Origin of the sequence: Trichococcus shcherbakoviae, from assembly GCF_963666195.1 — a bacterium.
In the GTDB taxonomy this organism is placed as follows: domain Bacteria; phylum Bacillota; class Bacilli; order Lactobacillales; family Aerococcaceae; genus Trichococcus; species Trichococcus shcherbakoviae.
Map to the genome: position 1 here is coordinate 2,165,383 of NZ_OY762653.1, position 20,646 is coordinate 2,186,028.

Here is a 20,646-nt window from a genome sequence, read left to right on the forward strand (position 1 = left end):
TCTCTTTGCTTATCGGTGAGGTTATTCGTGCAGCTGGGCAGCTGCATGCTGCCCGGCAGTGTGCCCTGTAACAAAGGCGCCGGTGATGTTGTAGCCGCCTGTGTAGCCGTTGTAGTCGATCAGTTCGCCGCAGAAATAAAGACCCCGCGTCAGTTTGCTTTCCATCGTCTTCGGATTGATTTCCTTCGTGGAGACACCCCCGCCAGTGACAAAGGCTTTATCCAAAGGATGCGTGCCGTTCACTTCGAAGGAGAAATTTTTGCAGAAGTCGGCGAAAGCTTTGATTTCCTTCGGCGTCAATTCCTTCAGAGATTTCTGCGGGTCGATAGCGGCCTGGTTGCAGCCGAAAAGCAAATAACGCTCCGGCATCAGGTCTTTCCAGCCGTTTTTGACGCTCTTTTCCGGTTGGGCCTTGATAAGCTTCTGCAACTGTTGCTCGACGGCGCCCAAGGAAAGTTCCGGCAGGACATCCAAGGACATCGTGACGGTCTCGGTTTTATCGCGCTTCATTGTCTGGTGGACAAACATCGAACAGCGCAAAGCGGCGGGACCGGACACGCCGAAGTGGGTGAAGATCATGTCCATCTGGTGGGACACGACTGTTTTGCCTTTTTTATTTTTAATGCTGAAGGCAACATTGCGCAAGGAAAGTCCCTTCAGTTCGCTTGAACGGATGAAGTCCGCATCGGATGTGATCGGTGCTTCGGTCGGATACAATTCCGTGATGGTGTGTCCAGCTGCCTTGGCGAACTTATAGCCATCGCCTTTGGATCCTGTGCGCGGAAGGGCCTTTCCACCGGTTGCCAGAATGATCCGATCCGCCGGGAGGATTTCGCCATCCTCCAAAAGGACACCGGTAACCTGTCCGTTTTCGATCAGGATGCGTTCCACTTTTATGTTGGTCCGGATCTGGACCTGCAGCCGTTTCAGTTCCTCGATGAATGCTTCGAGGATAGTCCGGGCTTTGTCCGTGACAGGGAACATCCGACCGTGATCCTCTTCCTTCAGGGCGACTCCGCGTTCGATAAAGAAGGTCATGATGTCATATTGACTGAATTGGGTAAAACTGCTGTGCAGAAATTTTCCGTTTCCGGGAATATGCCGGATGATTTCCTCTTCTGGACGATTGTTGGTGACGTTGCAGCGTCCGCCGCCTGTCAAAAGCAATTTTTTTCCGAGACTTGGATTTTGTTCGAGGAGCGTCACTTCAGCTCCTGCTTCAGCAGCGGTGCAAGCCGCCATCAGACCGCTTGAACCTCCACCGACAATAATGATGCGTGTTTTCATATTATTTAATTTCTCCGATCTTTTGCTGCACTTACTTTATCACAGATATGTCCATCTGAAAACGGCTTTCTTCCCAGAATGATCACGAAAAAACAGGCTTTCCTTCATTAAATATTCAAAGATAGCGGCTATACTGTGTTCATACCCAAAGATAATCGTTTCTTTTTCCTCTTCTGTACCCGCAGAAGAGCTCCTCCCTCTTGGACGGAAACGGGGCTTTGATTGCTGAACAGCTAAGCAGCGATCATGCAGAATGATTTTTTCTGCAGGCCTCGATTTCCGTTCATTTTTTGTGCCCGAAAGAGTATAATAGCCGTATAGCACAGTTATTTTTTGAGAAGTGAGGGAATTGAAATGGATTTCATGAAAGTAATGCATACGAGACAAACAACACGCAGCTACCAAACGTTCGGGCTATCCCAAGGACAAATCGAAATGATGCTGCAGGCTGGGCAAAATGCGCCGATCAGCCGCGGTCGCTTTGAGGATTACCATATCACGGTCATAAAAAATTCGGAAATATTGGCAGCGATTACATCAGCTGCTAAGGAAGTTACAGGTAATGCGGACAAAGACCCTCTGTACGGAGCTCCTGCATTTTTCGTTGTTTCCGCCAAAGAACCGGCTAAACCAGGAAGTATCGCCAGTGCAGCCGCAATCGTAGAAAATATGCACTTGCAGGCAACGGCGGAACTGTTGGGAAGTTGTTTCCTGATGGGACTGATGGCGAACGGTACGCTGGATGCTGAAGGGATCCGCGAAAAAATTGGGATTCCGGAAGGATTCACTCCTGTCGCCGGGATGGTGGCGGGCTATCCGCATGGCTATCTGCATGACCGGCCGCGCACATTGGACAAAATCGCCAGCAATATCGTCGAATAGCACGATTCAGGCAATGAAAAACGACCTCAGGAGAAACTTTCAGGTTTCCCGGGTCGTTTTTTGCATACTAATCATCGGGAGGAGTAATGCAGTGGGAAGGAACCGATTGCATTTCTTCGCTCTTTTGTATACGATTGTACTATTACAATAGGTAACTATATTGCGGATAATTTTTCCGGGAAGCTTCAGCATACAAATCAATCAAGAAATGAAGGGATACAAAATGGCGTACATTTCCTTAAAGAATGTCAGCAAATTCTATCAGATGGGCGAGACACGCATCACTGCCAACGACAAGATCAGTTTCGACATCAATGAAGGAGAGTTTGTAGTGATACTTGGGCCCAGTGGAGCCGGCAAATCCACCGTTCTGAACATCCTTGGAGGGATGGATGATGCCGATGAGGGGCACATCAGCATCGACGGGGTGGACATCTCCCAGTTCACTTCAAAAGCCTTGACGACCTACAGAAGACGGGATGTCGGTTTCGTCTTCCAATTCTATAATCTGGTGCCTAACCTGACGGCGAAGGAGAACGTGGAGCTTGCCTCTCAGATATCGCCGCATGCCCGCGATGCTGCCGAAGTCATGCGGGAAGTAGGCTTGGGCGAGCGCATGGACAACTTCCCGGCGCAGCTCTCGGGAGGCGAACAGCAGCGCGTCGCTATTGCCCGCGCCTTGGCGAAGCAGCCCAAGTTGTTGCTTTGCGACGAGCCGACAGGGGCACTGGATTACGAAACGGGCAAACAAGTGCTCAAGTTGCTGCAGGATACGTGCCTCGATACCGGAACGACAGTCATCGTCATCACGCATAACCAAGCCATCGCAGCCATGGCTAACCGGATCATCGAAATCAACAATGCCAAAGTAAGGGCAGTCCATGAAAATCCGAATCCCAAACCAGTATCAGAAATCGAATGGTAGGAGGGGGAGACGACGATGAAGAAGAAGGCGCTCTGGAAAGACATTTGGATAGAAATAGGCAAAAGTAAGGCGCGCTTCCTCGCGTTATTGGCCATCATCACTTTGGGTGTGGCCTTCTTTGCCGGCATCAAAGCGGCGGGTCCGGATATGCTGGACACTGCCAACCAATATTATGAAGAAAATAATCTTTATGACCTGAAGGTGCTGTCCACTTACGGATTGGAAGAAGCGGACATCGGCATTCTGGCTAAAACGGCCAATCTGGCTGTCCACCCCATGCGAACGGTGGATATCGAAATGGAAGGCAGTGACTTCCTCGTAAAAGTATTCCCGCTGCAAAGCGGTGCGGATCCGGTCAATGAATATGCAGTCGTCGACGGCAGACTACCGGAGACAAGCGGAGAAATCGCTTTGGATGCGAAACAGAATCTGATGGATACGTATCAGATCGGGGATACAATCAGCTTCCGCCATGAGTCCGAAGAAGGACTCACCGAGGAGGAAATGGAAAACCGCATTTCCTTGAAAGAGCAGGAATACACGGTCGTCGGTTTCGTAGACTCGCCGATGTACATCGAAACGATGATGCGCGGCTCCACGAACGTCGGGAAAGGCAGCCTGGATGCCTTCGTTGTCGTGGCCGATTCGGACATACTCGGCAGCATCTACACGGAAGCTTACCTGACGATTGCTCCCGATGCGGCGGAAACCGGCTACACGGACAGCTACGATGACCAAGTGGACAACCTGGCCGATAAAGTGGAGCTCGCTTTGAACGGGAGACCTTTGGAGCGCATCAATGAAATCCGAGCTGAAGGGCAGCGGAAGATCAAGGATGCGGAGGATGAACTGCAGGAAGGGAAAGACAAGCTTGCGGAAGCCGAGCAAGAACTTCAGGATGCGCGGAAACAATTGGATGAGGGGACAGCGGCCTATGAAGAAAATCGTCAGTTGTTTCTGGATGAGACCGCAAAAGCCGAGAACAGTTTAGCCGCCAGCCAGGCTGAAATCGATGCGGGCCTGGCCGAATACCGCGCAGGCTTGGCGACCTATCTCGAAAACAAAGCGCTCTACGATGAGGCGAAAGTTGCCTGGGAGTCGCAGAAAGGATCCCTGCAAGGGCAGACCGGTTCGGATGCTTCATCGGAGGATTCATTGGATGTGCTGCTGGCGAGCCTGCCCGACACACCGGAAGGCCGCGAAATCGCTGATTTGGCGCAGTCTTTATTGGATGGACAAGCCGAAGTTGAAGCGACCCAAGCCTCACTGGAGGCCAAGGGTGTGGAGCTGCAGGAACGGGCAACCGCATTAGCGACAAAAGGCGAACTGCTTTTGGCCGAGCAGACAAGTCTGGAGACCGATGCGGCAGCCTATCAGAACGAACTGACTCTTTTCACCACTGACATGACAGCCTTCCAAACGGAAAAAGCTGCCAAACAAGCGGAGTTCTCCGCAAGGCAAGCCGCCATCGATGCTGAAAGGGACGCCTTGTCAGCTTTGGATCCGGAAACGGACCCGAGCGTTGCGGAACGCTTAGAGGCAGTGGCCGATCAACAGGCAGCTTTGGATGCAGAACAGGCTGCTCTGGCACAAACCGAAACGGATTTGGCAAGCCGCCAAAGCGAGCTGGAGCAAGCGGGTGCCGCCTTAGCAAGCAGGCAAGAAGCTTTAACCGCAGCTGCTGCGGCTTTCCAAACGGAACGGGCCAGTGAAGAGGCAGCACTATTGGAAGAACAGCGCCTCTTGGAGGATGCCGGCGCCGAGCTGGCTGACAAAGGTGAGGGATTGCTGGAGCAGCAACAACTGCTGGAAGAAAAAATTGCGGCATTCATGGCCGATGCCGAAGCCCAGATTGCAGCCGCAGATGCCCAATTCGCCGAACAAGGAGTAGCATTGGAGAACGGCAGATTGGCATTGGCGTCGGCATTGACCCAACTAGAGGACGGCCAGGCACAGATCAACGACGGCTGGGCCGAGTTGGAAAGCCAACGTGCGAGCGGTGAACAAGCCCTTGCTGAAGCTTGGCAGGAAATCCAGCAGGGCGAAGCAGACTATCAAGATGGCTTGGCCACCTTCACAGCTGAACGCGCAGATGCAGAAATCGAGATAGCCGATGGGGAACAGCAGATCGAGGAAGCGAAGCAAGCTTTGGCCGATCTGATTGACCCTGTCTACTATGTGACGGACCGATCCGGCAATCCCGGGTATCAGGAATACCGCGACAATGCCGACCGCATCTCGGCCATCGCAGAGATTTTCCCGGTATTCTTCTTCCTGATCGCGGCCTTGGTAAGTTTCACGACAATGGCCCGGATGGTGGATGAACAGCGCCAACAGATGGGGACGCTGAAAGGTCTCGGTTACAGCGACTTCGACATCGCCAAAAAATATTTGATCTATGCAGCGATCGCCTGCATCGTGGGCACATCGCTCGGTTTGGTGGCCGGTTATAATATTTTCCCTGCGGTCATCTTTGATGCCTACGGGTCCATGTACAGCCTGCCTTCAGTAAAGATCACCTATTACTTGTCCTATGCACTGATTTCCATAGCCATCGCACTGCTTTGTACCATCGGCCCGGCAGCATGGGCGGCACATACGTCGCTCCGGGAAAATCCGGCAGCGATGATGCGGCCGAAAGCGCCGAAGAACGGCAAACGTGTACTTTTGGAACGACTGACGTTCGTTTGGGATCGCCTAAGCTTCAATTCGAAGATAACGGTACGGAACTTGTTGCGCTACAAAGCGCGAAATATGATGACGATATTGGGAGTCGCTGGCTGTACCGCCTTGATTTTGACCGGGTACGGCATCAAGAATTCGATCTCAGGATTGGCGGACACACAATTCAACGATGTGATGCGCTATAACGCAATCACGGCGATGCGTCCGGAAGCAAGCGAGGAAGAAATCGCTTCTTATGATGAACTGATCGCTGCGACTCCTGAAATAACGGATCATCTCAAAGTGGTCCAGGAGAGCTATAAACTGGATAAAAAAGGGGTGAACCTGCAGAACGTCACTGTCTTTGCGCCGTTGGAAACCGAAAATCTTTCGGATTTCGTCAGCCTGCGTGAACGCGCAACGCAAGAACCGATCGCGCTGACTGATGAGGGAGCCGTCATCTCGGAAAAATTGGCGAATTTGGCAGGCGTCGGACCGGGGGATAGCATCGAAATCCGGAATGATGAAATGCAGACCTATCAGGTTCCGATCCGTGCTGTCACCGAGAACTACGTCAACCATTACATCTACTTGACGCCAGCTTTGTACGAAGAGATTTTCATCCAAGCCGCGAAACCGACAACGGATTTGCTGCTGTTTGAAGAACCGGAAAGTTGGGAGCGGGGCTTCGGATCCGAAGCGATGGGAGAAAAGGCTGTCGCACTGGTGACGTTCATCAATTCTGTCGACCGCAGCTTCGCTGAAACCTTAGGGAGCCTGGATATCGTCACATTGGTATTGATCGTTTCGGCAGCCGCATTGGCTTTCGTTGTCCTGTACAGTCTGACGAACATCAATGTATCGGAGCGGATCAGAGAATTATCGACCATCAAAGTTTTGGGATTCTATGATGTGGAAGTGAGCATGTATATCTACAGAGAGTCCTTGATTTTGACCTTGTTGGGTATTTTTTCAGGTTTCATTCTCGGGAAAATTTTGAGCACAGTCGTTCTCAAAATGGTCGAAATCGACTTCATGATGTTCCCGCCGACAATCATGCCGATCAGCTACCTGTATTCAGGTCTGTTGTCGTTATTGTTCTCAAGCGTCGTCATGCTGATCATGCACCGCAAACTCAAACAAGTGGACATGATCGAAGCACTCAAATCGGTAGAATAGGAAAAACGCGCAAGCAGCCAATGGATGGCCGCTTGCGCGTTTTTCTGCTGCAGATACTCAGTTTTCGGATGGTGTTTGGGGCGCGTTTGGCAGCAAGTAGTTGACCCCAATGGCGATGGAAGTACCGATGACGGTATCCAGTACCCTTTGGATAGCGTAGCTGATCTTTTCGGTATCATCAATATTGTAGAAAACGACAAGGAAGGTCGCGGTTGCGCCGACGATAGCCGTCGACATGTCCAGGACATTGCAGACCGTGATCAGGATGATGACAGCGATAATCGTTCCGAAGAAATCCACAGAAAAATCCAGTCCCAGAAAATCTTTGATGGCTATCAAGGTGACCCCGAGTATACCGGCGACAGTATTGCCTCCGACACGACGGATTCCATGATGGAGGGACTGCGAGCAATCTTCACGCAAAGCAAAGACAGAAGCCAATCCGGCCAACATAGGAGAACCTCGGTCCAATAATTTGAACAGCAGGACACAAAACCCCACAGCAACGCCGGATTTGGTCGTACGCATGCCTACGCGGAACTTCTCCTTATCCAAATGGAACATAGTAAGTACTGCACTTCCTCTCGAAATGAAATAATATCTCAATCATAAGCATTTTTGAATTTTTATCAAGTCATTTTCATATTATTGTGCAAATAGTACACTCACATTTGCGGTATAGTTCAGAGTGACTTTGCAGAAAATAAGAGAAAAAAAGTGGTTGCTTATGGACGGAAAATGTCCTTTTCGAGGCCAACCCTTTTATTGGGTTTGTTGCAACGGCGCCCTTTTTAGGTGGGGTAAAAAAAGAACATTCGCTTTTTGCCAAAAAAGGCCAAAATTGGGTTGCTTAAATTGTCAGAATATTCTATACTAATGACATTAAATTTTAAGGAGAAGGATGAGGGCCTTTTCTTTGGATTTGCAACGAATTATTAACATATAGTGAGATGGGGAGGATTATTTAGATGAAAAAGAAATTATTGATGGGCTTAGCATCTGTATTCGTACTTGCAGCATGCGGCAATGGCGCGACAGAAGAGAGCGATACAATCAAATTGGGTGGTAACTTCGAATTATCAGGCGGTGCGAGTGCATACGGTACGCTGATGGATGAAGGGATCAAAATGGCTGTTGCAGAACAGAACGCTGCAGATGGCTTATTGGGCAAAGAGATTGAATACATATCTTACGATAATAAATCCGAGCCTTCAGAATCCACATCGGTTGCGACTCGTTTAGCTACTGAAGATAATGTTGTCGCAATCCTAGGACCTGCTACAACTGGTGCAGCAAATGCGCAATCTCCAGCAGTCACAAGAGCAAAAGTACCAGCAATCCTTCCAGCTGCTACAGGCGACAGCGTAACAATGGATGGCGATTCCGTGTTGGAATACGTATTCCGCGTATGTTTCCAAGATTCTTTCCAAGGTAAAGCCTTGGCTGAATTCGCTCAAACAGATCTGCAAGCTACCAAAGCTGTCATCTTAGTGGATAACTCCACTGACTATGCAATCGGCTTGTCGGATGCATTCAAAGAAACATTTGAAGGAGAAATCGTTGCGGAAGAAAACTTCACTGCCGGCGATACCGACTTCAAAGCAATCCTGACGAACATTGCACAAATGGATTATGATGTCATCTTCTTGCCTGGATACTATGAAGAAGGCGGACTGATCATCAAGCAAGCCCGCGAAATGGGAATCATGCAACCGATCCTTGGACCGGATGGCTTCGCTAACTCAACATTGGTTGAATTGGCAGGTGCCGACAACGTTGACAATGTATTCTACGCTAGCCACTTCACTCCGAACAGTGAAGACCCTAAAGTACAAGAATTCTTGGCTGCTTTTGAAGCAGAGTACGGCAAACCTGCAGACTCATTCGCAGCTTTGGCTTACGATGCTGCGCAATTAGTATTCGACGCAATCACGACTGCTGACAGCACAGATCCTCAAGCAATCACAGATGCTTTAGCGGCAACTGAAGATTTCGAAGGCGTAACGGGTACATTCTCATTTGACGAGAACCACAACCCTATCAAATCGGCTTTCGTTATTGAATTACAAGATGGTGTAGAAGTCGGCAACTCTGTTGTGGAACCAGCTAAATAAAAATAGCTTGGCGCACAACATTGCGGCATTGAAACCTGAATAGACCGTTTGATTCTAAAGTAACACAATGAGGTGCTGGCAGAATTTGCTTAGCACCTTTCTTTATGTTCTATCTCATCAAAAGTTAATCCCTCATCGTGCGTGAATAATAGTAAACTAAATCCGAACAATACAGTATAATGAAAGAAAGATTTCTGTGCAGCAGAAGAAAAGAGAGGTGTAAAATGGAAAATTTAGTTCAACAGCTGATAAATGGTATATCGTTGGGAAGTATCTACGCCTTGATTGCGCTAGGGTACACAATGGTATACGGCGTCATCAAATTGATTAACTTTGCCCACGGGGACATTTATATGGTGGGCGCGTACCTTGGATATGCTTTGATCCAAAACGTTGGCCTTGGCCTTTTCCCAGCCATTCTGATTTCAATGATTTTTTGTGCCATTTTAGGGGTGGTCATCGAGAAGATCGCCTACAAACCGTTGCGGGGCGCAACAAGGGTAGCAACGCTGATTACAGCCATCGGGGTTTCTTATTTATTGCAAAATGTCATGATCTATATAATGGGGCCTGAAGTGAAGGCCTTCCCGACAGCATTGATAGTCCGGAATTGGACTTTCGGCGGGGTGACCATCAACTCGCAGCAGATCCTGATTTTCCTGACGACGGTCATTCTGATGATCGCTTTGCAGGTCATCGTAAAATACACGAAGATGGGGAAAGCCATGCGGGCAGTAAGTACCGATCCTGAAGCAGCACAATTGATGGGGATCAATGTGGATAACGTCATTTCCTTTACGTTCGTCCTTGGCTCCTCGTTAGCCGGAGCGGCAGGCGTCTTGGTCGGTATCTATTATAATTCTATTTCGCCATTGATGGGTGTGACACCGGGGCTGAAAGCTTTCGTTGCGGCAGTATTCGGCGGCATCGGCATCATCCCTGGGGCCATGGTCGGTGGTTACGTCATCGGGATCATCGAGACTTTGGTCAGCGCTTATGGCGGATCGATGTTCAAAGATGCAGTTGTGTACCTGATCCTGATCATCATTCTGATCGTTAAACCTTCCGGAATCTTCGGAAAAAATACAAAAGAGAAAGTGTAGGTGATAAAAATGAAACAATTCAATAAAACAAATCTAGGTTGGCTCATTCTTATCGCTGTGATGGCTGTTGTACTGTTCGTCGGCGTCAGCACAAATATGATTTCTCCCTTCTACCAGATTACTTTAGTGACAATCTTGATAAACATCATCCTGGCGATCGGACTGAATCTGGTAATCGGATTTTCCGGACAGTTCTCTCTGGGACATGCCGGGTTTATGGCAATCGGTGCCTACAGTGGCGCCATCATCGGCGATAGGATGGAAGGCTTGGCCGGTTTCTTTGTCGGATTGGTTGTGGGCATGATCATCTCCATCATCGTGGCTTTGATCGTCGGAATACCGACGCTCCGTCTGAAAGGTGACTACTTGGCGATTGCGACATTGGGTGTAGCGGAAATCATCCGTATCCTGATTTTGAACATGGGTGAACTTACCAATGGCGCGCGCGGAATCAGCGGCATTTCGTTCCCTTTCGAATCGAATACTGGTTTCATCATGGTCTTGTTCGTGATATTGGTCGTAACGACCATCCTTACAGTCAACTACATCAACAGCAGCCCTGGCCGTGCGACCATCGCCATCCGCGAGGATGAGATCGCTGCCGAGTCGATGGGGGTCAACGCAACGACTTACAAAGTCATCGCCTTCATGATTGGTGCAGCGACTGCCAGCATTGCCGGCTCCATGTACGGCACTTATTTCAGCGTAATCACTCCGGGTGATTTCACTTTCCAAAAATCGATCGACGTGCTGATCATTGTTGTGTTCGGCGGTATCGGCAGTGTAACCGGAACAGTCGTCGCAGCCGTTGTGTTGGGTGTCCTGAACACGTATCTGCAATCGTTCGGTGAGCTGCGGATGATTTTTTACGCGCTTGCCATCATCGCCATCATGGTATTCCGTCCAGGCGGATTATTGGGTAACCGCGAATTCACGATGTCCGCTTTGTTGAAGCGCTTTGCGAAAAAAGACTCTGCTAAGAAGGAGGTCCAATAATGAGCCTATTAGAAGTAAAAGAATTGACCAAAAACTTCGGCGGTCTGGCCGCTGTATCGAATGTCGATTTTGCGATCGAAGAAAATGAATTGGTCGGTCTGATCGGTCCTAACGGAGCTGGTAAAACGACCTTCTTCAACCTGCTGACGGGTGTTTACGTTCCGACAGAAGGCACAATCGAATTGGAGATCGACAACAAAAAAGTATTGTTGAACGGCAAAGCGCCTTACAAAATTACGGACCTCGGCTTGGCGCGTACATTCCAGAATATCCGTCTCTTCAAGGAACTGACGGTTCTCGACAATGTGCTGATCGCGATGCACAGCACCATGGGTGAAAATACTTTCCACAGCTTGCTGCGCACGCCGACTTATTACCGCAAGGAAGCCGAAATGCGTGAAAAAGCTTTGGAACTGTTGGCCATTTTCGAATTGGAAAAGAAATACGAGATATTGGCGAAAAACCTTCCTTACGGTGAACAACGTCGTTTGGAAATCGTCCGCGCCTTGGCGACGAATCCGAAAATCCTCTTTCTGGACGAACCGGCAGCCGGCATGAATCCGCAAGAAACTGCGGAATTGACTGCTTTGATCCGCAAAATACAGAAAGATTTCAAAATCACTGTCGTACTGATCGAACATGATATGTCCTTGGTCATGAATGTGTGCGAAAGAATCTATGTGCTGGAATACGGCCGTCTGCTTGCCAAAGGAACACCGGAAGAAATCCAAAAAAATCCAGCCGTAATCAAGGCTTATCTAGGAGGCGACTAACGTGCTGAAAGTAAAAAATCTATCTGTGCATTATGGCATGATCCAAGCCATCAAAGATATCAGCTTTGAAGTGAATGAAGGCGAAATCGTGACTTTGATCGGAGCCAACGGAGCTGGGAAGTCCACCATTTTGCGTACGATTTCCGGGTTGGTAAAACCATCTTCAGGCGAAATCGAATATTTGGGGAAACCTATCCATAATGTGGCGACCAGAAAAATCGTTGAACAAGGGATCGCCCAAGTTCCGGAAGGTCGCCATGTATTCAAAGGTTTGACCGTACAGGAAAACCTTGATTTGGGAAGCTTCACCCGCAAAGACAAGCAGAACTTTGCCGGTGATCTGGAGGCGGTATTCGAACGTTTCCCGATTCTGCGCGAAAGAAAAAATCAGGATGCAGCCACTTTGTCGGGCGGAGAACAACAGATGTTGGCGATGGGCCGTGCTTTGATGACGAAGCCGAAGCTGTTGCTTCTGGATGAGCCTTCGATGGGGCTGGCGCCAATCTTCATCAAGGAAATCTTCCATATAATCCAAGATATCCAAAAGCAAGGCACGACGATCCTGCTGATCGAACAAAATGCCAACGTTGCGCTTAAAATCGCGAATCGAGGTTATGTATTGGAGACGGGAAATATCGTATTGACCGGAACCGGGGAAGAATTATTAGCAAGTGACGAAGTTCAGAAAGCTTACTTAGGAGGCTAAACAATGGATGTACAGAGCTATATGTCAACGGATTTAGTAACGATTCAACCTTCAACAAAAATCATCGAAGCTTTGGATTTGATGAAGGAGCACAAGATTCACCGTCTGCCGGTCGTGCAAGGCGAGACCATCGTGGGCCTGATCACGGAGGGCATCATCGAACGCAATACGCCTTCCAGCATGACCAGCCTGGATATGCATGAAGTCAACTATCTGTTGAATAAAACAACAGTGGCCGACATCATGGAAAAACGCGTCGTGACAATCAACAAGGAAGCTCTTTTGGAAGAAGCTGCAGTAATGATGCGTGAGAATGGCATCAGCGTATTGCCGGTCGTCGAGGCAGGCAACCGCCTGATCGGCATCATCACCGAAAAGGATATCTTCTCTGCCTTCATCGATGTGCTGGGCTACTACACACCGGGCGTCCGCGTTGTCGTAAATATACATGAAGACAAAAAAGGCGTTCTTGAAGACCTGACGGATATCTTCTCCGATGAGAACATCAACATCCAACAGATCGCGACTTACCGCAAAATGGGCTATGTCCAGGTCGTCATCCAGTTGGAAAGCAAAGACATCGACGGCATCCGTGCCAGACTCGAAGAACACGGCTACGAAATCGGATCAATCATCTACAAACCAGAACGAGTATAGGATATATCAGGATGTGATGAATCCCACTCTAGGAATCGAGCACTAAGAAGAAATCCACAACGCGACCCGGTTTTGGTCGCGATGTGGATTTCAGCTTAGGCACTCAGACGTCACAGTGCGACGTTTGAGGTCTTTGGCCACTTAAGTACGGAACCCATTGAGGCGCTTTCTGCTTGGGATTCAGAACTCAACTAATAGGATGTGATGATTCGCGTTTAGTAACCGACATCATGCAAATGAATAGCCGCTCACTCCAACAAAACGGAGTGGGCGGTTTTTTTTAAGCAAATTATTTCTTTTATCACGTAATAAGTGTATAATAAGAACATGATAGATTGGAGGTTACATAAATGAATAATGCACTTATAACAATTGTCTTGTTTACGATCAAAGAGCAATATGTCAGTGAAAAAGCTTTTTATGCCAATCAACTAGGGATCTCGCCGCAGAGCTGGGATCGCTGGAAAAAAGGAGAGCATGGTTTAAAACCAGAGAACATGCAGATCATTTCTAAACTGTTTACCGATTATGAATGGATGCTTGTCCAGAAAGTTTGCCGCAATGCCGAAATTCTTCCCGAAGTGGCAGAGAACCCTGTAAGAGAATATCATTTCCTGAAATATCAAGTCGCCAAAAAATGGATAGCGACGGATTTGGCTGATTTCAAATGGTACACCACTGAAGAGACAGTCCATGATTCAGAAATCCATAAACCGGCAATCACCACACTACGGCTTGAGTGCAATTATGATTTCTGGAGTTACAAAGATATCATCGATCTGCGCTTGCCTAGCATCATCCGCCATCAGATCGATTCGGAAAAAATCAATCTGCTTGAATGGTTCAATGAGAATACGCCTGATACCATCACAAATATTACTGAATAATAGAATATAAACCGGAAAGCCGAGATGATACTATCTTGGCTTTTCGTGTGTTTCAGGGTTAAGGCTTACTTTTTGGGTGTGGTTTGAGGGCCAGTTGTGCTAAAATAGGCATAACAAAAAATTACAGACCAGAAGAGGGCAGAAGATGCAAACGAATAAAAAACACTCCCAAACGCCTGAGAGGTACGCACAAAGGCTGCGTTTCTTTGCGGGACTCTTGCTGGCGATGCTCTTTTTCACAGGATGCACAACCGATGACGATGAACCATCAAACAGTCAGCAGGATTCGACAACAAGCAATCATTCAGAAGAAGCGCAATCCTCTTCCCAAGCTTCAGTTGACGAAGCCGGGTCCAAAGTGATCGTGACACCTGCAGCTTCCTCAACTGATTGGAATCTGGTTTTGGTGAACAAGGAAAATCAGCTTGCTGAAGAAATCGCAATGGAGATCTACCTGACCGAGAGCGGCTATCCGATCGACAGCAGGATACAGGAACCTTATTTACAACTGCTGGAAGCAGGGAAAGCTGCCGGAATGGATTTCACGATGATTTCAGGTTACCGCTCCATCGAGCAACAGCAGGCAAACTATGACGTCAACTATCAGAATTATCTGGCTGCAGGTTTGTCTGAAGCAGAGGCACGCGCGAAAACAGAAGAATATATCGCTTTGCCTAATGCCAGTGAACACACAACCGGACTCGCCGTGGATATCACAGCGACAGCGTTAGCCAACCAAGAAGGCAATTCAGGCTTATTCCCGGATCTGGAGAATTATCCTGAGGGGCTTTGGCTGAAAGAAAATGCACCCAAATTCGGTTTTGTCTTGCGCTATCCAAAAGCGAAGGAAGCCATCACCGGCATCAATTTTGAACCCTGGCATTTTCGGTATGTGGGTATAGAGAACGCTGTTTACATGACCGAAAACAACCTGACTTTGGAAGAATACGTAGCAATCCTGAAGCAAAATGAAACGATTGGGAACAGTGAACAATAGCAGGTAAAATAGCACAACCAAACAGACGGAGGAACATATGGCACGAAAGAGAAAGCGGACTCGAAAACAACCGCAATCAGCATCCGCTAAGGCCGTCAAGATTTTATTTTTCTTATTGATCAGTTTTATGGCAAGTCTGTCGCTGATCGGCGATTTTTCTCCAATCATTCCGGATATCCCGGAGTATGGCAATAATCAGGGAACTGACTTCATCGGCAATATCGCCCCTGCAGCGCAACAGATGCAAGCGACTTACGGCGTCCATGCCAGCATCAGCATCGCACAAGCGATCCTTGAATCGGATTGGGGAGAGAGCGAACTTTCCGCTGTCTACAATAATCTGTACGGCATGAAGGGTGATGACCCGGGGAATACGGTCCTCTTGACTACCAATGAATACTACAACGGCCAGTGGGTCACCATCCAAGCAAACTTCAGGGTCTACGGCAACTGGGCAGAATCGGTCCATGACCATGCACTGTTGTTCGTGAACGGTACCACTTGGGATCCGAATCAATACGCTCCGGTTCTGCAGGCAAACACTTATCAAGAAGCGGCCCAAGCTCTCCAAGATTGCGGTTATGCGACCGATCCGGATTATGCCGCCAAATTGATAGCGGTCATCGAACAGAATGCACTTTATGAGTATGATAATTGAAGGATGCAAACAGAAACGCGCGGACAGGCTATACTCTTTTGAGGAGGACAGCCTGTCCGTGCGTTTTTTGCGTCGGAATCGGAGAACACCCTGTTTTCCGGCAACCTGGCAAATTTTAACTGCACGCTCCCTGACTTACTACGAAAATTCGACGAACGGACAGTTTTTGCATGGCGACATTCGTCGAATATAGTGATAAAATGATGTGGTGAAGACTTTTTTTTAACTTATTCCTAATTCTAACGAAAAATCCAAGAGAGTAGTGTGATCACATGCCGAATCAAATTTTACCCGGGAAAACAATCGGTATTATTGGCGGAGGACATGTCGCCCGTATGATTGCTTTGGAAGCCAAAAAAATGGGCTACCAAATAGGCATCTTGGACGCCGATCCTGCCTGTCCGGCTGGGCAAATAGCTGATTGGCAGATAACCAAGAAATATACGGACTTCGATGCGCTGACAGACCTCGCAGCTAAATCGGACGTCCTGACTTTTGAATCCGAGGCCGTGGATACGATGTTGCTGACACAAATCAATCCTTATATCAGCATACCGCAGGATCCGGACAGCCTTTCCATCACCCAAGACCGGTTGATAGAAAAAGCGTTTCTGGAATCCTTGAACATCAACGTAACGCCTTACGCGACGATAACTGCAATCGAAGACATGGAAGAGGCGGTCAAAAGCATAGGCTTCCCGTGTGTGCTGAAGCCGATCCGCGTCGAAGCGGCCACGCCGGTGCAGCATCTTTTTTACAGTGAAGAGGATTTTGGCAGGGCATCAGCCTTGCTTAAAAAGGGAACGTGCATTTTGGAGGCTTGGATCCCCTTCGAGATGGAGTTGGCCATCACAGTCGCACAGGATGCGAACAACGTGTTCACATCATTCCCAGTCACCGAAACGGTCTATCGGGAGCAGAAACTTGTGAAGACAATCACGCCAGCACGCGTAGGCGGAAACATCCAGAAAGAGCTTGAACATATAGGCAAGCTGGCTGCGAAGGCAATGAATCTGACCGGCATTTTGACGATCGAGACATTTATGACTTCATCGGGCTCCCTCTATGTGAACCGATTGGTCGTCAGACCACACCATTCGTGCAATTATTCGCTGGATGGCTGCAGCATCTCGCAATATGAAATCCTGGTCCGCTGCATCTGTGGGTTGCCCATTCCGGAAATCCAATTGTACGATACAAGCGTGACGTTCAACATCATGGAGGAAAAACTTGACGAAGCACTGATTTTGCTGCTGACCAAACCAGATTGGCATTTCCATTTTTACGGAAAAAAAGAACATCGTGCGAAACGAAAAATGGGACACGTCACATTATTGGGTGACAGCCCGGATATCCTCATCAACGAACTGGAAGAAAACGGCTTGTTAGAATCTATAGAGTAACGGAAACAGGTGTCCGCTCTCTTATATGAAGGAAGGAATCAATTGATGGAGGATAGACTATTCAATAAAGCATACGACTACATAAAAGACAAAATCGATAGCAGTTGCTGGCCTCCGGGAACCAAAATAACCGAACAACTTATTTCGGAAGCCTTGTTCATGAGCCGGACACCGATCCGCACAGCGCTGCTTTTGCTGGAGGAAGAGGGGATGGTGAAATCCATTCCCTACAAAGGCTATATCGTGGCTGAGAAGAATATCTCAAACGAGGGTCTGTTGGAACGCCTGGAACTGATTGCAGGTCTCATCATGAATTACCTGCAATATCTGAAGGAAAATGACATAACCCTGGATCATAAGGAATTTGAAAAACTTCTGGAAAAACAAGTGGAGTATCTAAATTACCGTGATGCGACGGGTTACTTCAATAATGAATACCGACTCTTTGAGACATTCATTGCCAAAAGCGACAACCAGTTCATGAAGAAAGTGATCATGACGACAGCCCGCGATATCCACGGAACCTATTCCGACAACAGTGATTTGATCGATGAAGCGCGCTATCAAAACGAAGCTAAATTGCTCGCCTTGTATCAGGAAGTAAGCATCTGTATACGCGATAAGGATTACGACAAGATGGGCGAATACCTCATCTTCTTCTTCGATACGTTGAAAGACTCAAACGACATCCTAGCCCAGTAATATGAGAAAAGCGGAACGGGTTCGCTCAGCCCTGAAAGAAATTTAGGAAATCTGGCCCTGAATGAGCATCGAAGAGCGCAATGGGTCAGATTTATCTAATTTCCGAAGGGCTAACCCGTGAAGCTAGCGATCATTATTGTATAAAGAAAGTCCTGCCGCTGAATCAACCAAATGGTTCAGCGGCAGGACTTTTATTTTGGATGGCACAACAGTGTGAAAAGAAACGGAACCGCACGTAGGGGAACAAGGGTTAAAAACTATCTAAAATATCAGGGGATTCATTGATAGCCGGTCTCTAAAATGATAGACTAAACCATGATGCAAATCAGAATCGATAAGGCTGCACCATCGCCTTGAACCTATCAAAAAAGAACATACCCATACACACTCCGAAACAAAGGCAACAAAAGAAAGGATGGCAATTGTGCAACAAAAACACGATCTCATAAAAGGAATGAACCCAAGGCAAGCAGAAGCCGTTTTGGCGACGGAAGGGCCACTATTGATCATGGCGGGGGCAGGCAGCGGCAAAACGCGTGTGCTGACCCATCGCATGGCCTATCTACTGGAAGAAAAATCAGTAAACCCTTGGAACATCTTAGCCATCACCTTTACGAATAAAGCGGCAAAAGAAATGAAAGAGCGGGTCATCCGCTTGGTCGGAACAGTCGGCAACGACATGTGGGTATCCACTTTCCACTCCATGTGCGTACGGATCCTAAGAAGAGAGAGCGAACAGCTCGGCTATGCGCGCTCCTTCACGATCTGCGACCAGAGCGAAACCGAAACATTGATGAAACGCATCATCCGCGAAAAGAATCTGGATGCCAAAAAATTCGATCATCGTATGATTTTGGGACGGATCAGCCAAGCGAAAAACGAACTGCAGACACCGAAGGAATTCGGCGATCTGGCCGGCGGATACATCGATAATATCGTCTACGAATGCTACAAAGATTACCAAAAAGCGCTCGAAAACAGCCAATCAATGGATTTTGACGACCTGATCATGCTGACGGTCAAACTGTTCCAGGAATATCCAGAAACGTTGTCCTACTACCAAAATAAATTCCATTACATCCATGTGGACGAATACCAGGATACCAACTACGCCCAATACCAATTGGTGCAGCTGTTGGCCAACAAATTCAAAAACATCTGCGTCGTCGGCGATGCGGACCAAAGCATCTACGGTTGGCGCGGTGCTGACATGGAGAACATCCTCAACTTCGAAAAGGATTATCCGGATGCAAAAGTGGTCTTGCTGGAGCAGAACTATCGCTCCACCAAAAAAATCTTGCGTGCAGCCAATGATGTGATCCAAAACAACGTCAATCGGAAAGAAAAAGAGTTGTGGACTGATAATCCGGACGGCGAGAATATCGTTTACTACCGGGGCCAATCCGAACATGACGAAGCGCGCTACGTCATCTCGAAGATGCAACAGGAAGTCCGCGAAAACAAACGCCAGTACGGCGATTTCGCAGTGCTCTACCGGACGAACGCCCAGTCGCGTGTCATCGAGGAGAATCTCCTGAAGTCGAATATCCCTTACAAGATGGTTGGCGGACGCAAGTTCTACGACCGCAAAGAGATCAAAGACATCTTGGCTTATCTGCGCTTGATCGTGAATCCGTCCGATGATTTGAGCTTCGGCCGGATTGTGAATGTGCCGAAACGCGGCATCGGTGACGCGAGTGTCGAAAAACTGCGTGAATTCGCCAATATGCATGACCTGACCTTATTGCAGGCTGCCCATGATGTGGCAATGTCCAGCGTATCCGGAAAAGCTGCGAAGGAATTGAAGAAATTCGCGACTATTATGGATAATCTGCATAAAATGCAGGAATTCCTGCCGATCACAGAATTGGTCCAGGAGTTGCTTTCCCAGACGACTTATCTGGAAGCCCTCGAAATGGAGAAGACGCTGGAGTCGGAAGCCCGGATCGAAAACATCAACGAATTCCTGTCGGTAACCCAGGAGTTCGATAAAATGAATCCAGAAGACTTTGATCTGACCTCCTTCCTGACCGATTTGGCGCTGGTTTCCGATTTGGATCAGATCGAGGAAGAACCGCAGAGCGAAGTGACGCTGATGACGATGCACGCAGCCAAAGGATTGGAATTCCCGATCGTCTTCATCATCGGGATGGAAGACGGCATTTTCCCATCGTCCCGCTCCTTCATGGATGAGGACCAGATGGAGGAAGAACGGCGCCTGGCCTATGTCGGCATCACACGGGCGGAGCAAAGACTGTTCCTGACGAATGCCTATTCCCGCATGCTTTATGGACGTACGATGTCCAATCCGGCATCGCGCTTCCTTGATGAATTGGACGGTTCCGTTCTGGACCGCGAGGACAGCTCAGGATCCACGTCAAGTATGTATTCTTCAAAACCGGCAAGCTCGGGAGGCCGCTGGAAAACAGCAAGCGATACCCGCCAGGAGAAAGCCTTCAGTCAGCCGTTTTCGGCCGGACCGCGTGAAAAAACGACGCAGTCCGTCAAGCAAACCGGAAGCAGCGGTGCGGCCAGCCTTGGTTGGGCTGTCGGGGACAAAGCCAGCCATAAGAAATGGGGAACAGGCATTGTCGTTCAGACGAGCGGAGAAGGCGACGGTTTGACGTTGGATATCGCCTTCAAAGACATCGGCATCAAACGTTTATTGGCATCCTTTGCACCGATCGAAAAAGCATAATTTAGGAGGGGAATC

General features: G+C 48.4%; 17 protein-coding genes. 15 read left to right on the plus strand and 2 right to left on the minus strand.

What is annotated here, in order from left to right; translation table 11 throughout:
- Nucleotides 1-21: 21 nt before the first annotated feature.
- Nucleotides 22-1,287, minus strand: coding sequence for a BaiN/RdsA family NAD(P)/FAD-dependent oxidoreductase (locus tag ACKPBX_RS10355; RefSeq protein WP_319995292.1), 1,266 nt, complete (start codon nucleotides 1,285-1,287; stop codon nucleotides 22-24).
- A 354-nt stretch (nucleotides 1,288-1,641) separates the two neighbouring features.
- Between ACKPBX_RS10355 and ACKPBX_RS10360 the strand changes: the two genes are divergently transcribed.
- The 3 genes from ACKPBX_RS10360 to ACKPBX_RS10370 all read left to right on the plus strand — a co-directional run bounded on the left by ACKPBX_RS10360 (nucleotide 1,642) and on the right by ACKPBX_RS10370 (nucleotide 6,937).
- A complete protein-coding gene (locus ACKPBX_RS10360; protein ID WP_086629331.1) occupies nucleotides 1,642-2,169 on the plus strand; it encodes a nitroreductase family protein in 528 nt (175 codons plus the stop codon).
- A gap of 223 nt (nucleotides 2,170-2,392) precedes the next feature.
- Complete coding sequence (locus tag ACKPBX_RS10365) at nucleotides 2,393-3,094, plus strand: ABC transporter ATP-binding protein (protein WP_086629329.1); 702 nt, start codon at nucleotides 2,393-2,395, stop codon at nucleotides 3,092-3,094.
- Nucleotides 3,095-3,109: 15 nt separating this feature from the next.
- Nucleotides 3,110-6,937 (plus strand): FtsX-like permease family protein, encoded by a 3,828-nt coding sequence (locus ACKPBX_RS10370; RefSeq protein ID WP_319995293.1) that lies wholly within the window; start codon nucleotides 3,110-3,112, stop codon nucleotides 6,935-6,937.
- Between the two features lie 57 nt (nucleotides 6,938-6,994).
- Here ACKPBX_RS10370 and ACKPBX_RS10375 read toward each other — a convergent pair whose 3' ends face one another.
- Nucleotides 6,995-7,501: an FUSC family protein gene (locus tag ACKPBX_RS10375; RefSeq protein ID WP_086629325.1), complete on the minus strand. Its 507-nt coding sequence runs from the start codon at nucleotides 7,499-7,501 to the stop codon at nucleotides 6,995-6,997.
- A gap of 404 nt (nucleotides 7,502-7,905) precedes the next feature.
- On the opposite strand from ACKPBX_RS10375, the gene ACKPBX_RS10380 reads away from it, so the two are divergent.
- The 12 genes from ACKPBX_RS10380 to pcrA all read left to right on the plus strand — a co-directional run bounded on the left by ACKPBX_RS10380 (nucleotide 7,906) and on the right by pcrA (nucleotide 20,631).
- Nucleotides 7,906-9,051 carry an ABC transporter substrate-binding protein gene (locus tag ACKPBX_RS10380; protein WP_086629323.1) on the plus strand — a complete coding sequence of 382 codons (1,146 nt, stop codon included), beginning with the start codon at nucleotides 7,906-7,908 and terminating at the stop codon, nucleotides 9,049-9,051.
- A 224-nt stretch (nucleotides 9,052-9,275) separates the two neighbouring features.
- Entirely contained in the window at nucleotides 9,276-10,154 is an 879-nt protein-coding gene (locus tag ACKPBX_RS10385; protein ID WP_086629321.1) for a branched-chain amino acid ABC transporter permease, read from the plus strand.
- A 9-nt stretch (nucleotides 10,155-10,163) separates the two neighbouring features.
- The gene (locus tag ACKPBX_RS10390; RefSeq protein WP_086629491.1) at nucleotides 10,164-11,150 is read left to right on the plus strand and encodes a branched-chain amino acid ABC transporter permease; all 987 of its coding nucleotides are present in this window, start codon (nucleotides 10,164-10,166) and stop codon (nucleotides 11,148-11,150) included.
- Nucleotides 11,150-11,923, plus strand: coding sequence for an ABC transporter ATP-binding protein (locus ACKPBX_RS10395; RefSeq protein WP_086629319.1), 774 nt, complete (start codon nucleotides 11,150-11,152; stop codon nucleotides 11,921-11,923). Before ACKPBX_RS10390 ends, ACKPBX_RS10395 begins: the two co-directional genes overlap by 1 nt.
- Nucleotides 11,924-11,960: 37 nt before the next feature.
- Nucleotides 11,961-12,629 carry an ABC transporter ATP-binding protein gene (locus tag ACKPBX_RS10400; protein ID WP_086629489.1) on the plus strand — a complete coding sequence of 223 codons (669 nt, stop codon included), beginning with the start codon at nucleotides 11,961-11,963 and terminating at the stop codon, nucleotides 12,627-12,629.
- A 3-nt stretch (nucleotides 12,630-12,632) separates the two neighbouring features.
- On the plus strand, nucleotides 12,633-13,286 hold the full coding sequence (locus tag ACKPBX_RS10405) for a CBS domain-containing protein (protein WP_086629317.1): 654 nt from the start codon (nucleotides 12,633-12,635) through the stop codon (nucleotides 13,284-13,286).
- 350 nt (nucleotides 13,287-13,636) lie between these two features.
- Nucleotides 13,637-14,173, plus strand: a complete 537-nt coding sequence (locus ACKPBX_RS10410) for a hypothetical protein (protein WP_086629316.1) — start codon at nucleotides 13,637-13,639, stop codon at nucleotides 14,171-14,173.
- 145 nt (nucleotides 14,174-14,318) lie between these two features.
- A complete protein-coding gene (locus ACKPBX_RS10415) occupies nucleotides 14,319-15,170 on the plus strand; it encodes a M15 family metallopeptidase (RefSeq protein ID WP_119093884.1) in 852 nt (283 codons plus the stop codon).
- A gap of 37 nt (nucleotides 15,171-15,207) precedes the next feature.
- Entirely contained in the window at nucleotides 15,208-15,828 is a 621-nt protein-coding gene (locus ACKPBX_RS10420; RefSeq protein WP_319995294.1) for a glycoside hydrolase family 73 protein, read from the plus strand.
- Nucleotides 15,829-16,100: 272 nt separating this feature from the next.
- Entirely contained in the window at nucleotides 16,101-17,231 is a 1,131-nt protein-coding gene (locus ACKPBX_RS10425) for a 5-(carboxyamino)imidazole ribonucleotide synthase (protein WP_086629312.1), read from the plus strand.
- A gap of 45 nt (nucleotides 17,232-17,276) precedes the next feature.
- Nucleotides 17,277-17,933, plus strand: coding sequence for a GntR family transcriptional regulator (locus ACKPBX_RS10430; protein WP_319996430.1), 657 nt, complete (start codon nucleotides 17,277-17,279; stop codon nucleotides 17,931-17,933).
- Between the two features lie 415 nt (nucleotides 17,934-18,348).
- On the plus strand, nucleotides 18,349-20,631 hold the full coding sequence (gene pcrA, locus ACKPBX_RS10435; RefSeq protein ID WP_319995295.1) for a DNA helicase PcrA: 2,283 nt from the start codon (nucleotides 18,349-18,351) through the stop codon (nucleotides 20,629-20,631).
- Nucleotides 20,632-20,646: the final 15 nt, after the last annotated feature.

Bases quoted from the DNA above. Each gene is read 5' to 3' on its own strand.
- ACKPBX_RS10355 (WP_319995292.1), bottom strand. From the start codon at position 1,287: ATGAAAACACGCATCATTATTGTCGGTGGAGGTTCAAGCGGTCTGATG.
- ACKPBX_RS10360 (WP_086629331.1), top strand. From the start codon at position 1,642: ATGGATTTCATGAAAGTAATGCATACGAGACAAACAACACGCAGCTAC.
- ACKPBX_RS10365 (WP_086629329.1), top strand. From the start codon at position 2,393: ATGGCGTACATTTCCTTAAAGAATGTCAGCAAATTCTATCAGATGGGC.
- ACKPBX_RS10370 (WP_319995293.1), top strand. From the start codon at position 3,110: ATGAAGAAGAAGGCGCTCTGGAAAGACATTTGGATAGAAATAGGCAAA.
- ACKPBX_RS10375 (WP_086629325.1), bottom strand. From the start codon at position 7,501: ATGTTCCATTTGGATAAGGAGAAGTTCCGCGTAGGCATGCGTACGACC.
- ACKPBX_RS10380 (WP_086629323.1), top strand. From the start codon at position 7,906: ATGAAAAAGAAATTATTGATGGGCTTAGCATCTGTATTCGTACTTGCA.
- ACKPBX_RS10385 (WP_086629321.1), top strand. From the start codon at position 9,276: ATGGAAAATTTAGTTCAACAGCTGATAAATGGTATATCGTTGGGAAGT.
- ACKPBX_RS10390 (WP_086629491.1), top strand. From the start codon at position 10,164: ATGAAACAATTCAATAAAACAAATCTAGGTTGGCTCATTCTTATCGCT.
- ACKPBX_RS10395 (WP_086629319.1), top strand. From the start codon at position 11,150: ATGAGCCTATTAGAAGTAAAAGAATTGACCAAAAACTTCGGCGGTCTG.
- ACKPBX_RS10400 (WP_086629489.1), top strand. From the start codon at position 11,961: ATGATCCAAGCCATCAAAGATATCAGCTTTGAAGTGAATGAAGGCGAA.
- ACKPBX_RS10405 (WP_086629317.1), top strand. From the start codon at position 12,633: ATGGATGTACAGAGCTATATGTCAACGGATTTAGTAACGATTCAACCT.
- ACKPBX_RS10410 (WP_086629316.1), top strand. From the start codon at position 13,637: ATGAATAATGCACTTATAACAATTGTCTTGTTTACGATCAAAGAGCAA.
- ACKPBX_RS10415 (WP_119093884.1), top strand. From the start codon at position 14,319: ATGCAAACGAATAAAAAACACTCCCAAACGCCTGAGAGGTACGCACAA.
- ACKPBX_RS10420 (WP_319995294.1), top strand. From the start codon at position 15,208: ATGGCACGAAAGAGAAAGCGGACTCGAAAACAACCGCAATCAGCATCC.
- ACKPBX_RS10425 (WP_086629312.1), top strand. From the start codon at position 16,101: ATGCCGAATCAAATTTTACCCGGGAAAACAATCGGTATTATTGGCGGA.
- ACKPBX_RS10430 (WP_319996430.1), top strand. From the start codon at position 17,277: ATGGAGGATAGACTATTCAATAAAGCATACGACTACATAAAAGACAAA.
- pcrA (WP_319995295.1), top strand. From the start codon at position 18,349: ATGGCAATTGTGCAACAAAAACACGATCTCATAAAAGGAATGAACCCA.